Source organism: Nocardia sp. Tas62D01, assembly GCF_055232035.1.
This window is the reverse complement of sequence record NZ_JBUYUZ010000001.1, coordinates 2,615,861-2,630,037: the sequence shown is the minus strand read 5'-3', so window position 1 is coordinate 2,630,037 and position 14,177 is coordinate 2,615,861. Positions and strand designations below refer to the sequence as shown.

Here is a 14,177-nt window from a genome sequence, read left to right as displayed (position 1 = left end):
ATGGCGACAAGCTGGCGCATTGAACCATTGACCGCGCTGCGGTCCTCCAGTCGCGGCACCAAGGTGACCATCGCGTTGGTCGCGGTGGCGGCGGTGCTGGTGGCCGGGGTGTTGTGGTGGTTGTTCGACCGCATGACCACCACCAAGATCACCGCTTACTTCGATCGTTCCGTCGGCATCTACCAGGGGTCCGACGTGCGGATCCTCGGCGTGCCGGTGGGTTCGGTGGATTCGGTCGAGCCGCAGGGCGAGCAGGTCAAGGTCGTCATGAGCGTGGACCGCAAATACGACGTGCCCGCCGACGCCAAGGCCGCGCAGATCACTCCCTCGGTGGTGTCGGACCGCTACATCCAGCTGACGCCGGTCTACACCGGCGGGCCGAAGATGGCTCGGAATGCGACCATTCCGCGTGATCGGACGGTTACGCCGGTCGAGGTCGACCAGCTGTACAAAAGCATCACCCAGCTCTCGGATGCGTTGGGCCCCAACGGCGCCAATGCCCAGGGTGCGGTGAACGATCTGGTGCACACCTCGGCGGCGAACCTCGCGGGCAATGGAGAAGCGTTGGCCAACAGCCTCACTCAGCTCTCGCGGGCGGCGCGCTATCTGTCCGACGCGCGCGGTGACATCTTCGACACCGTCAAGAACCTGCAAAGCTTCGTCACCATGCTGGCCCAGAACGACTCGCAGGTGCGCCAATTCAACACGCAGCTCGCTGATCTGTCCGGGTTCCTCGCCGGCGAACGGCAGAACCTCGGTGAGGCGCTGAACCTGCTGTCGATCGGACTGGGTGATGTCGCCCGGTTCATCGACGACAACCGCGGCCTGATCGCGGACAACGCTCAGGCGTTGACCACGCTGACCAAGACCCTCGCCGACAAGCGCGACGATCTGGCGGCCGCGCTGCCGGTGCTGCCGCTGGCGTTGAGCAATCTGATCAACGTGCACAACGCCGAATCGGGCACCCTCGACATGCGCGCCAACTTCCCCGATCTGCAGGACCCGTTCGGCGTGGTGTGCAAGTTGCTCGACGTGAGCAAACTGATGCCGGGCGATCCGAAGTTCGATGCCATCGGCAAGCAGATGCGTCCGCTGCTGGATCACTGCAAGGAGATCACCGATCAGATCACCGCGGGCGTGAAGACGCCGACGCTGATCCTGCCCTTCGGCATCCTCAGCGGTGAGAACGAGCAGCGGGACCCGGTGCCCGGCACCGTTGCGGGCACTCCGTCCAACCAGCTTCCGCCGTCGCAGGGAGGTGGCCGGTGATCAGCCGCAACAGGATTCGTCGTGGCGCCGCGGCAGTGGCGCTGAGCGCGGTCGGCCTTCTGGTCGCCTCCTGCGCCTCCGACGGCATTTACAGCATCCCGCTGCCCGGTGGCGCCAATGTCGGTAATAACCCGATGCACATCGACATCCAGTTCGACGACGTGCTCGACCTGGTGCCGCAGTCCGCGGTGAAGTTCGAGGGCGTGCCGGTCGGCCGGGTGGAGGCGATCGTCATCGGCAAGGACCAGTGGACCGCCAGCGTGCGGACGCTGGTGAACTCCTCGGTCGATCTGCCCGCGAACGCGCACGCCGAGGTGAAGCAGACCAATCTGCTCGGCGAGAAGTTCATCGAGCTGACCAGGCCCACCGCCGACGCGGACCCCAACAAGCTGACCAACGGCTCGGTGATCCCGGTCGAGAACACCCGCCACGCCACCGAAGTCGAGCAGGTACTCGGCGCAATGTCGTTGCTGCTCAACGGCGGTGGTGTCGCGCAGCTGCAGCCGATCGTCACCGAGCTGAACAAGACGCTCGGCGGCCGTGAAGACAAGGTGCGCTCGCTGCTCGATCAGGCGAACACGCTCATCGCCGGGCTGGACGCGCAGGTCGACAACATCACCAGGTCCATCGATGGCCTGGCGACGTTGAGCGGCCGGGTGGCCACCCAGACCGATCAGCTCGGCAAGATCCTCGACCAGCTGCCCGAGGGCATCAAGATTCTGAACGAGCAACGCCCGCAATTGATTTCGATGCTTGCCCAGCTCGATCGAGTCGGTCAGGCCGGTTTCGAGGTGCTGGACCGCTCGAAGGACAACCTCATCACCGACCTGCGTGCGCTGCGCCCGACCCTGCAGGAACTCGGCCGGGCCGCACCCGATCTGGTGACCGCGTTGCCGCTGCTGCCGACCTATCCCTTCCCGGACTCGTCGCTGGAGGGCACCTTCGGTGGCCAGGTGAATACCTGGCTGTCGGTGGACCAGCAGATCGGCGTCACGCTGAGCAATCTCGGTGTGGGCAAGGGTGATCCGGTGTACATCCCGCCGGTGGGTCCGCCGGTGCCGGTGAATCCCTCGAACCCGTACTACAACGGCAACGGTCCGCGACCGGGCTGGCCGACGGTGTCGATCCTCCCGCTGCCGCCGAACATGGCGTTCGCGCCCGCGAACGGCGTTGTGCCGCCGACAGATCCGCTCGGGTCGATCCTCGACCAACTCGGTGTGGGAGGTGGTCCGCGATGACCCGTCTGGTCCGATATCAGCTGATTGCTTTCGGGTTGATCGCGGCGCTCGGCGTGGTGTTCGTCAGCGCCAAGTACATTCGTCTCGATCACATGCTCGGCTTCGACCAATACAACGTAAAGGTGGAGTCGGCACAGACCGGCGGCCTCTACAAGGGCGCCGAGGTCACCTACCGCGGCGTTCCGGTAGGCCGGGTCGGCAACCTCGAGCTCAGCGACAAGGGCGTGGTGATGAACCTCGTCATCGATTCGAGCTCGCCGGACATCCCGGCCTCGGCCCACGCCGTCGTCGCCGACCGCTCCGCGATCGGTGAGCAGTATGTAGATCTGCAGCCCGATACCGATCATGGTCCGTACCTGAAAGAGGGTTCGGTCATCGTCTCGGCGACCACGCCGGTGCCGATCGAGCAACTGATCGGCAGCGTGGACACCTTCACCCGCTCGGTCGATCTCACCGCGCTGAACACCACCGTCACCGAGCTCGGCAAGGCTTTCGACGGCAAGGGCGACGACCTGCGGGTGTTCGTCGATTCGTTGAACAAGTTCACCGAGACGTTCCAGCAGACGCTGCCGCAGACCATCCAGCTGATCAAGGATGGTCGCGTCGCGCTCGGCACCCAGGCCGAGCAGTCCAGCGCCATCCGGCAATTCAGCAGCGGCCTCGACCTTTTGACCGCCCAGCTGCGCTCCAGCGACCCGGATCTGCGCAGGCTGATCGGCACCGGCACCGACGCGAGCGACCAGATCGGGGCGCTGCTGAACGAGAGCGGCGGCGCGCTCACCGAGGACCTGGGGAACCTGCGACAGCTGCTGCAGTCCATCTCGACCAAGAACTACGCGCTGCGCCCGCTGTTGCAGATGCTGCCGCAGCTGTCCATCGGCGCCTCCTCGACCGCGCCCGGCGATGGCACCAGCCACTTCGGTCTAGTGCTCGAAGCCAACAACCCGCCCCCGTGCACCCAGGGCTACGAGGGCACCCAGCGGATACTCGAACAGATGAAGCGGGAGAACCCGAATTTCGACGACACGCGTGACGACTTCCCGTTCAACCGGGACGCGAAATGCACTGTGCCGTTTGGTAATCCGACCGCAGTGCGTGGTGGTGAGCGGGCCGATCTGGCCGACCCGAGCATCGTGCAGCCGTGGGATTCCACCCCGAAGACCGATCCGGAAAAGCTGAACCTGAACCCGATCGCCGTACAGATGGCGACCCTGCTGGGGGTTACGCCGAAGCGGTGACCAGGACCGACGCGGCGTTGCCGCAATAATTACTGACGTTAGGGTGTGCAGTCGTGAGCCCCGATCTTTCCAAGGAAACGCCGGAACCTACCGAGCCGGATTCCACGGAATCCGACGCCGCAGCGGCTGCCCCAACGGCACCTGTCGCTGAGTCGCCGACCGCCGAGGTGTCGATCGCCGAGGTGTCGATCGCCGAGTCGACCGCGACGGTGTTCGATTCTGTCCCCGCCGACAACGTGGCCGAGACCTCGGGCGGGCGGCCGCCGTTCGTGGTCACCGTGGCGGCGGCGCTCGCACTGGTCATCGCGCTGGCCGCGGCGGCCTGGTTCGGCACCGGCTGGGTGCGGGCGGCGTACTTCACCGACGGGCCGCGGGCCGAGGCGCGCGATTCCGCGCTCACCGACGCCAGGCAGGCCGCGATCAACCTGATGTCGATGGATCCGTCCGACGTGGACGGTTCGATCAAGATGATCCAGTCCTCGATGACCGGGCAATTGCTCGATGAGGCGACCAAGGGTCAAGAACAGCTGCGCTCGACCGCGTCGGAGTCCAAGACCAAGCTGGAGGCCAAGGTGCTGGGTGCCTCGCTGACATCGTTGAACTCCGAGCGGGACCGGGCCTCGGCGCTGGTAGTGCTGCAGGTCACCCGCAGCGTGCCCAATAACGCGCCGGTCAGCTTCCGGCAGTCCTGGACCCTGAACATGATCAAGGGCGGCGCCGTCTGGAAGGCGGAAACGGCGGAATCACTCGGTCAGCCGGTGCCGCTGGATGCGCCGAAGCCGGGCGAGGCGGCGGGCCAGCCTCCGGTGCCCGCTACTCCGGCGCCCGCGCCCCCGACCAAGCCCGGCTCGTAGGAGGACCGATTCATGGCATCCAAGCGACCTGTCAACCGGGTCACCCCCAGGAACCGTCCTGTCGCGGATCGCGCCGTGCCGAGCACCGGGTCACGGACCCCGGCCGATGCCGCCGAGCAGTCCGCGTCACCGCGTCGGACCGTCGGTAAGCGGCGTGGCGCCGACGAGGCGCCCACCGCGAGTACCCGCCGCCCCCGCGTGGCGGGCAGCGAGACCTCCGAGTCCGGCGACCCGCAACCGCGTCGATCGCGATTGCGGCCCGCTCGACGGCCGCTGCGCCGCTCCGGCTCGGGCTGGTGGGTGGTGCTCACCTGCGTCGTCGCGACGGTGCTGCTCGCCGCGTTCGCGGTGCTCGCGGCATTCCGACCTGGCGTGGATAAATCCAACCAGGCGTTCGTGAACACCAAGGCCACCGAGGAAGTGAGCGCGGCCGCCGAGCACGCGCTGAGCACCGTGTTCGGCTACGACGTGAAGAAGCTCGACGGCTACAAGGACTCGGTACATCAGGTCGTCACCGGGCAGATGCTCACCGACTTCGACAAGTTCGCCGACACCAATATCGCCGCCATAAAACAGGCGCAGACCAGCGCTGATGTCAATGCGAAGCCGATCGGGGTGACCTTGCTCACCGATGATAGGGCAGAGCTGATGGTGAACCTGGTGGTGAGTGCGAACAAGGACGGTGTCGCGCAGGAAAGCGCCTCGGGTCCGATCGTGCTGCGGATGCAGAAAAAGGACGGCCACTGGCTGGCCAGCGACATCGTCGACCGCAACTGACCTCGGGTCTACCGGGTGATCTTGTAGCGCGGCAGGCGATCTCGGCGCTGCCCAGGTGGGTGCTGCCACTTGACGAGTTTCGCCCGACCCGTCACGCTATTCACAACAGCGGCAGCTGTCACAGTGGCTCCAAGCGCCCCGTGGCTCCCGACGCAGCCAGCGTTTCGGGGACACGGCGCGCCCGCCATTTTGGTCACGGCGCGCCGCCACGCAGAGAGTCGTTCGAGTGGTACTTTGACACCTCGGCGTATATAGGTGTAGGTTTGGACGTTGCGCTGGCTGCCTCCTGTCCATACCTCGATTCGCACACGCAAGTTCCACCCTTCCGGTGTTACTTCCGCTGTTGCCTGTTCGGGTTTCGTTCGGGTTGTAACCAGCGGAATTCGTAGCAGACAAGCGACGGTCGCGGACCACCACGCGACGCGCGTGAGGTGCTGGAAGGACGCATCTTGGCAGTCTCCACCCAGACCAAGGCAGTTGCCGGAATCCCCGGAGCCCCATTGAGGGTGTCTTTCGCGAAGATCCGTGAACCCTTGGAGGTGCCCGGACTTCTCGATCTACAGACGGACTCATTTGCATGGTTGATCGGTTCGCCGTCATGGCGTGAAAAGGCCGCCGCTCGCGGCGACGTCGGGCTAGTCGGGGGACTCGAGGAGGTGCTCGAGGAGCTCTCGCCGATCGAAGACTTCTCCGGCTCCATGTCGCTGTCCTTCTCCGACCCGCGCTTCGAGGAGGTCAAGGCCTCCATCGATGAGTGCAAAGACAAGGACATGACCTACGCGGCGCCGTTGTTCGTGACCGCGGAGTTCATCAATAACAACACCGGTGAGATCAAGAGCCAGACGGTCTTCATGGGTGATTTCCCGATGATGACCGATAAGGGCACGTTCATCATCAACGGCACCGAGCGTGTGGTTGTTTCGCAATTGGTGCGTTCGCCGGGTGTGTACTTCGACAACAGCGTCGATAAGAGCACGGAGAAGGACCTGCACAGCGTGCGCGTCATCCCGTCTCGCGGCGCGTGGTTGGAGTTCGATGTCGACAAGCGCGACACCGTCGGTGTCCGTATCGACCGCAAGCGTCGCCAGCCGGTCACCGTGCTGCTGAAGGCATTGGGTTGGTCGACCGAGGAGATCGCCGAGCGTTTCGGCTTCTCGGAGATCATGATGTCGACGTTGGAAAAGGACAACACCGCCGGTCAGGACGAGGCGCTGCTGGATATCTACCGCAAGCTGCGTCCGGGTGAGCCGCCGACCAAGGAGTCCGCGCAGACCCTGTTGGAGAACTTGTTCTTCAAGGAGAAGCGCTACGACCTGGCGCGTGTGGGTCGCTACAAGATCAACAAGAAGTTGGGTATCCACCTCGGTGAGCAGATCACCGCGTCGGTGCTGACCAAGGAAGACATCGTCTCCACGATCGAGTACCTGGTGCGTCTGCATTCGGGTGATCGGGTGATGACCGCGCCCGGTGGCGCCGAGGTTCCGGTGGAGGTCGACGACATCGACCACTTCGGTAACCGTCGCCTGCGCACCGTGGGTGAGTTGATCCAGAACCAGATCCGGGTCGGGTTGTCGCGGATGGAACGTGTGGTTCGTGAGCGGATGACGACTCAGGACGTCGAGGCGATCACGCCGCAGACCCTGATCAACATCCGCCCGGTCGTGGCCGCGATCAAGGAGTTCTTCGGAACCTCCCAGCTGTCGCAGTTCATGGACCAGAACAACCCGCTGTCGGGTCTGACCCACAAGCGTCGCCTCTCGGCGCTGGGCCCGGGCGGTCTATCCCGTGAACGTGCCGGTCTGGAAGTGCGTGACGTGCACTCCTCGCACTACGGTCGCATGTGCCCGATCGAGACCCCGGAAGGCCCGAACATCGGCCTGATCGGTTCGCTGTCGGTGTATGCGCGGGTCAACCCGTTCGGCTTCATCGAGACCCCGTACCGCAAGGTCATCGACGGCAAGGTCACCGACGACGTGGTGTACCTGACCGCAGACGAGGAGGACCGGCACATCCGTGCGCAGGCCAACTCGCCGGTCGACGCCGACGGTCGCTTCCTCGAGGACAAGGTCCTGGTGCGCCGCCTCGGTGAAGAGGTCGAGTTCGTCTCGGCGGCCGAGGTCGACTACATGGATGTGTCGCCGCGTCAGATGGTGTCGGTCGCGACCGCGATGATTCCGTTCCTCGAGCACGACGATGCCAACCGTGCCCTGATGGGTGCGAACATGCAGCGTCAGGCCGTGCCGCTGATCCGTTCCGAGGCGCCGATCGTGGGCACCGGTATGGAACTGCGCGCCGCGGTCGACGCCGGTGATGTGGTGGTGAACGAGAAGGCTGGTGTGGTCGAGGAGGTTTCCGCCGACTACATCACCGTGATGGCCGATGACGGCACTCGCAAGTCCTACCGGATGCGTAAATTCGCGCGCTCGAATCAGGGCACGTGTGCCAACCAGCGGCCGATCGTGGACGAGGGGCAGCGGGTCGAACAGGGCCACGTGCTCGCCGATGGACCGTGCACCGAGAACGGTGAAATGGCCCTCGGTAAGAACCTGCTCGTGGCGATCATGCCGTGGGAGGGCCACAACTATGAGGACGCGATCATCCTGTCGCAGCGCCTCGTGGAAGAGGACGTCCTCACCTCGATCCACATCGAAGAACACGAGATCGACGCCCGCGACACCAAGCTCGGCGCTGAGGAGATCACCCGGGATATCCCGAACGTCTCCGACGAGGTGCTGGCCGATCTCGACGATCGCGGCATCATCCGCATCGGCGCCGAGGTTCGTGACGGCGACATCCTGGTCGGCAAGGTCACCCCGAAGGGTGAAACCGAGCTGACCCCCGAAGAGCGGCTGCTGCGCGCGATCTTCGGTGAGAAGGCGCGTGAGGTGCGTGACACCTCGCTGAAGGTGCCCCACGGTGAGTCCGGCAAGGTCATCGGTATCCGCGTGTTCTCCCGCGAGGACGACGACGACCTGCCCCCGGGCGTCAACGAACTCGTCCGGGTGTATGTGGCGCAGAAGCGCAAGATCCAGGACGGCGACAAGCTCGCCGGCCGCCACGGCAACAAGGGTGTCATCGGCAAGATCCTCCCCACCGAGGACATGCCGTTCATGCCCGACGGCACCCCCGTCGACATCATCCTCAACACCCACGGTGTGCCGCGTCGTATGAACATCGGCCAGATCTTGGAGACCCACCTCGGGTGGATCGGCAAGGCGGGCTGGGATGTCGGGGCCGACGAGGACGGCGCGAACCGTCCGGATTGGGCCAAGGCACTGCCGGAAGAGATGCTGGCGGCTCCGGCCGACTCCAACATCGCGACCCCGGTGTTCGACGGCGCCCGCGAGGAGGAGCTGACCGGTCTGCTCGCTTCGACCCGGCCGAACCGCGATGGTGAGCGCATGGTCGACGCGAACGGTAAGTCGACGCTGTTCGACGGTCGTTCCGGCGAGCCGTTCCCGTACCCGGTCGCGGTCGGCTACATGTACATCCTGAAGCTGCACCACCTGGTCGACGACAAGATCCACGCCCGCTCGACCGGTCCGTACTCGATGATCACGCAGCAGCCGCTGGGTGGTAAGGCGCAGTTCGGTGGTCAGCGATTCGGTGAGATGGAGTGCTGGGCCATGCAGGCCTACGGTGCGGCATACACGCTCCAGGAGCTCCTGACCATCAAGTCCGACGACGTGGTCGGCCGCGTGAAGGTCTACGAGGCGATCGTCAAGGGCGAGAACATTCCGGAGCCGGGCATTCCGGAATCGTTCAAGGTGTTGCTCAAAGAACTCCAGTCGCTGTGCCTCAACGTCGAGGTGCTGTCTTCCGACGGCGCCGCGATCGAGATGCGCGACGGCGACGACGAGGATCTGGAGCGCGCGGCAGCCAACCTGGGCATCAACCTGTCCAGGAACGAAGCTGCCACCGTCGACGATTTGGCGAACTAGGCGATAGGTGCGAATGCCGTTCCCCGCGAACGGCATTCGCGCTCCGCGTTCTACCCACTAGTGAACTTTTGCTCGAATTCGACCCGAATAGGGGAAAGGAAGTTACGTGCTAGACGTCAACTTCTTCGATGAACTCCGGATCGGCCTGGCCTCCGCCGAAGACATTCGGCAGTGGTCCTTCGGCGAGGTGAAGAAGCCGGAGACCATCAACTACCGCACTCTCAAGCCGGAGAAGGACGGCCTGTTCTGCGAGAAGATCTTCGGTCCCACCCGGGACTGGGAGTGCTACTGCGGTAAGTACAAGCGTGTCCGCTTCAAGGGCATCATCTGTGAGCGCTGTGGCGTCGAGGTGACTCGCGCCAAGGTGCGCCGTGAGCGGATGGGTCACATCGAACTGGCCGCACCGGTCACTCACATCTGGTACTTCAAGGGCGTGCCTTCGCGCCTCGGCTACCTGCTCGACCTGGCGCCGAAGGATCTGGAAAAGATCATCTACTTCGCCGCCTACGTCATTGTCGGCGTCGACGAGGAGCTGCGTCACAACGAGCTCTCCACGCTCGAGGCCGAGATGGAGGTCGAGAAGAAGGCTGTCGCCGATCAGCGCGACGCCGACCTCGAGGCCCGCGCCCAGAAGCTCGAGGCCGACCTGACCGAGCTCGAGGCCGAGGGTGCCAAGTCCGACGTCCGCCGCAAGGTCAAGGACGGCGGCGAGCGCGAGATGCGTCAGCTCCGCGATCGGTCCCAGCGGGAGCTGGACCGGCTCGAGGAGATCTGGACCACCTTCACCAAGCTGTCGGTCAAGCAGCTCATCGTCGATGAGGTGCTCTACCGCGAGCTGGTCGACCGCTATGGCGAGTACTTCACCGGCGCCATGGGTGCGGAGTCCATCCAGAAGCTGATGGAGAACTTCGACATCGACGCCGAGGCCGAGAACCTGCGGGAGACCATCCGCAGCGGTAAGGGCCAGAAGAAGCTGCGCGCGCTCAAGCGGCTCAAGGTGGTCGCAGCCTTCCAGACCAACGGCAATTCGCCGATGGGCATGGTGCTCGACGCTGTCCCGGTGATCCCGCCGGAGCTGCGTCCGATGGTTCAGCTCGACGGTGGCCGGTTCGCCACCTCCGACCTGAACGACCTGTATCGCCGCGTGATCAACCGCAACAACCGCCTCAAGCGACTGATCGACCTCGGCGCGCCCGAGATCATCGTCAACAACGAGAAGCGGATGCTGCAGGAGTCCGTGGACGCGCTGTTCGACAACGGCCGTCGTGGACGTCCGGTCACCGGACCGGGTAACCGCCCGCTGAAGTCTCTGAGCGACCTGCTCAAGGGCAAGCAGGGTCGTTTCCGTCAGAACCTGCTCGGCAAGCGCGTCGACTACTCGGGCCGTTCGGTCATCGTCGTCGGCCCGCAGTTGAAGCTGCACCAGTGTGGTCTGCCCAAGCTGATGGCGCTGGAGCTGTTCAAGCCGTTCGTGATGAAGCGTCTGGTCGACCTGAACCACGCGCAGAACATCAAGTCCGCCAAGCGGATGGTGGAGCGTCAGCGTCCCCAGGTGTGGGATGTCCTCGAAGAGGTCATCGCCGAGCACCCGGTGCTGCTGAACCGTGCGCCCACCTTGCACCGCCTCGGCATCCAGGCCTTCGAGCCGCAGCTGGTGGAAGGCAAGGCAATCCAGCTGCACCCGCTGGTCTGTGAGGCGTTCAACGCCGACTTCGACGGTGACCAGATGGCCGTGCACCTTCCGCTGTCCGCGGAGGCGCAGGCCGAGGCCCGCATCCTGATGCTGTCCTCGAACAACATCCTGTCGCCGGCCTCGGGTCGTCCGCTGGCCATGCCGCGTCTGGACATGGTGACCGGTCTGTACTACCTGACCCGCAAGGTGGACAACGAGATCGGCCAGTACCAGGCGGCCACCAAGAGTGCCAACGAGCACGGCGTGTACTCCTCGCCTGCCGAGGCACAGATGGCGGTCGACCGCGGTGAGCTGACTGTGCGGTCGCAGATCAAGGTGCGGCTGACCGAGCAGCGTCCGCCGCGCGAGATCGAGACGGAACTGTTCCCGGACGGCTGGAACCGCGGCGACGCGTGGCTGGCCGAGACCACCCTCGGTCGGGTGCTGTTCAACGAGTTGCTGCCCGCGGACTACGCGTTCATCAACGAGCAGATGCCCAAGAAGCGTCAGGCGACGATCATCAACGATCTGGCCGAGCGCTACCCGATGATCGTGGTCGCGCAGACCGTCGACAAGCTCAAGGACGCGGGCTTCCACTGGGCCACGCGTTCGGGTGTGACGGTCTCGATGTCCGACGTGCTCGTGCCGCCGGAGAAGACCGAGATCATGGAGCGCTACGAGGCGCTTGCCGATCAGATCGAGAAGAAGTACCAGCGTGGTGCTCTCGATCACACCGAGCGCAACAGTGCCCTGGTGAAGATCTGGCAGGAAGCGACCGAAGAGGTCGGTACGGCACTGCGTGCGCACTACCCGCCGGACAACCCGATCATCACGATCGTCGAGTCGGGCGCGACCGGTAACTTCACCCAGACTCGTACCCTCGCTGGTATGAAGGGCCTGGTGACGAACCCGAAGGGTGAGTTCATCCCGCGGCCGATCAAGTCCTCGTTCCGTGAGGGCCTGACCGTTCTCGAGTACTTCATCAACACCCACGGTGCCCGTAAGGGTCTGGCCGACACCGCGCTTCGTACCGCCGACTCGGGTTACCTGACCCGTCGTCTGGTGGACGTCTCGCAGGACGTCATCGTGCGCGAGCACGACTGTGGCACCGAGCGCGGCATCATCGTGCACATCGCCGACAAGCAGGCGGACGGCTCGCTGATCCGTGACGCGCATGTGGAGACCTCCGCATACGCTCGCACCCTGGCATCGGATGCGGTGGACGCCAAGGGCAACCTCGTCATCGGCAAGGGCGCCGACCTCGGCGACCCGGCCATCGAGGCGCTGCTCGACGCGGGTATCACCGAGGTGAAGGTCCGCTCCGTGCTGACCTGCACCACCGGCACCGGCGTGTGTGCGACCTGCTACGGCCGCTCCATGGCGACCGGCAAGCTGGTCGACATCGGTGAGGCCGTCGGCATCGTCGCCGCGCAGTCCATCGGTGAGCCAGGTACCCAGCTGACCATGCGTACTTTCCACCAGGGTGGTGTCGCAGGCGAGGACATCACCGGTGGTCTGCCGCGTGTCCAGGAGCTGTTCGAGGCCCGCGTGCCGAAGGGCAAGGCTCCGATCGCCGAGGTCAGTGGACGGGTCCGGATGGAGGACGACGACCGCTTCTACAAGATCACCATTATCCCGGATGACGGTGGCGAAGAGGTTGTCTACGACAAGCTCTCGAAGCGTCAGCGTCTGCGTGTCTTCAAGCACGACGACGGCACAGAGCGTCTGCTCTCGGACGGTGACCACGTCGAGGTCGGCCAGCAGCTGCTGGAAGGCGCGGCGGATCCGCACGAGGTGCTGCGCGTGATGGGCCCCCGTCAGGTGCAGATCCACCTGGTCCACGAGGTCCAGGAGGTCTACCGCTCGCAGGGTGTGTCGATCCACGACAAGCACATCGAGGTCATCGTGCGCCAGATGCTGCGTCGCGTGACGATCATCGACTCGGGTGCCACGGAGTTCCTGCCCGGCTCGCTCACCGAGCGTTCCGAGTTCGAGAACTCCAACCGTCGCGTCGTCGCCGAGGGCAACGAGCCCGCGGCAGGTCGCCCGGTGCTGATGGGTATCACGAAGGCATCGCTCGCGACGGATTCGTGGCTGTCGGCGGCGTCCTTCCAGGAGACCACTCGAGTCCTGACGGACGCGGCCATCAACTGCCGCTCCGACAAGCTCATCGGCCTCAAGGAAAACGTGATCATCGGCAAGCTGATCCCGGCAGGTACCGGCATCAACCGCTACCGCAACATCACGGTGCAGCCGACCGAAGAAGCCCGCGCCGCCGCGTACGCGGTGCCGTCCTACGACGACACCTACTACAGCCCGGACAGCTTCGGCCAAACCACCGGCGCCGCAGTCCCGCTCGACGACTACGGTTTCAGCGACTACCGCTAACCCGGTAATCCGCAACAGCATTCGGCCCCCGCTCCTTTCGGAGCGGGGGCCGATGTGCGTTCTGGCCACCGCCCATCCAGTCGTCAGCCGAGGAAACGGGTCTGCCCGGTGTATCGCCGTGGCTCGGCGGGATCGATATCGACTATTTCCCGGGCACGCTGCAGGAGAAGTATGTGGCCGCAGCGGCATCCTTCGGTGCGGCCGCGGTATCGCCGGTGCACGGCGACCCGCAGGACGGCACCGTCGCCGACCCGGGCTATCAGCCGTTCACGACTGCCGAACTGGTCCAGGCCGCGCACCAGCGTGGCATGCGGGTCATACCGTGGACGGTCGACGATCGGGGCACCATGACCGCGCTGCTCGATCTGGGAGTGGACGGCATCATCACCAATCGGCCGGATCTGTTGCGCGCCATCCTGTCCGAGTACGGCTACCAGCTCCCTGAGGCTTATCAGCGGCCCTGATGTACCACGTCCTCGCGGGGGCGTTCGGCAATGGCCTTGCCGATCAGAATCTCGTTGTGTCCGGCGCCGTAGAAGTCGCCGGTGTCGATCAGATTCGCGCCGGAGTCGATGGCGGCGTGGATGGTGGCCAGCGATTCGGCGTCGTCGGCGGCGCCATACATGCCGGACATGCCCATGGCGCCGAGTCCGATGCGGCCGACGGCCGGTCCGGTGTTGCCGAGCTGAGTGGTGGAGATCTTCGATGTGGTCATGGGATAAGCCTGCGGCTCAGCCAGGGATTGCGGCAGAGATCGTTTATCGGAGGAGCGGCGATCCCTGGTTCGGCGACCCGGCTTC

8 protein-coding genes and 1 pseudogene are annotated in these 14,177 nt (G+C 64.9%); 8 read left to right on the top strand and 1 reads right to left on the bottom strand.

Annotated features, from left to right (window positions below; genetic code table 11):
• The 8 genes from ACV7NQ_RS12815 to ACV7NQ_RS12780 all read left to right on the top strand — a co-directional run bounded on the left by ACV7NQ_RS12815 (position 1) and on the right by ACV7NQ_RS12780 (position 13,841).
• Positions 1–1,269: an MCE family protein gene (locus ACV7NQ_RS12815; RefSeq protein WP_463359839.1), complete on the top strand. Its 1,269-nt coding sequence runs from the start codon at positions 1–3 to the stop codon at positions 1,267–1,269.
• Positions 1,266–2,507 (top strand): MCE family protein, encoded by a 1,242-nt coding sequence (locus tag ACV7NQ_RS12810; RefSeq protein WP_463359838.1) that lies wholly within the window; start codon positions 1,266–1,268, stop codon positions 2,505–2,507. Before ACV7NQ_RS12815 ends, ACV7NQ_RS12810 begins: the two co-directional genes overlap by 4 nt.
• On the top strand, positions 2,504–3,745 hold the full coding sequence (locus ACV7NQ_RS12805; protein ID WP_463359837.1) for an MCE family protein: 1,242 nt from the start codon (positions 2,504–2,506) through the stop codon (positions 3,743–3,745). The genes ACV7NQ_RS12810 and ACV7NQ_RS12805 overlap by 4 nt, the downstream gene beginning before the upstream one ends.
• Positions 3,746–3,798: 53 nt before the next feature.
• Positions 3,799–4,599 carry a hypothetical protein gene (locus tag ACV7NQ_RS12800; protein WP_463359836.1) on the top strand — a complete coding sequence of 267 codons (801 nt, stop codon included), beginning with the start codon at positions 3,799–3,801 and terminating at the stop codon, positions 4,597–4,599.
• A gap of 12 nt (positions 4,600–4,611) precedes the next feature.
• Positions 4,612–5,376 carry a hypothetical protein gene (locus ACV7NQ_RS12795; protein ID WP_463359835.1) on the top strand — a complete coding sequence of 255 codons (765 nt, stop codon included), beginning with the start codon at positions 4,612–4,614 and terminating at the stop codon, positions 5,374–5,376.
• 431 nt (positions 5,377–5,807) lie between these two features.
• Positions 5,808–9,317 (top strand): DNA-directed RNA polymerase subunit beta, encoded by a 3,510-nt coding sequence (rpoB, locus tag ACV7NQ_RS12790; protein WP_463359834.1) that lies wholly within the window; start codon positions 5,808–5,810, stop codon positions 9,315–9,317.
• A 106-nt stretch (positions 9,318–9,423) separates the two neighbouring features.
• Complete coding sequence (locus ACV7NQ_RS12785) at positions 9,424–13,377, top strand: DNA-directed RNA polymerase subunit beta' (protein ID WP_463359833.1); 3,954 nt, start codon at positions 9,424–9,426, stop codon at positions 13,375–13,377.
• Positions 13,378–13,550: 173 nt separating this feature from the next.
• The gene (locus ACV7NQ_RS12780; protein WP_463359832.1) at positions 13,551–13,841 is read left to right on the top strand and encodes a glycerophosphodiester phosphodiesterase; all 291 of its coding nucleotides are present in this window, start codon (positions 13,551–13,553) and stop codon (positions 13,839–13,841) included.
• 5 nt (positions 13,842–13,846) lie between these two features.
• On the opposite strand, the pseudogene ACV7NQ_RS12775 reads toward ACV7NQ_RS12780, so the two are convergent.
• Positions 13,847–14,092: pseudogene (locus ACV7NQ_RS12775) on the bottom strand (aldo/keto reductase); the annotation flags it as partial.
• Positions 14,093–14,177: the final 85 nt, after the last annotated feature.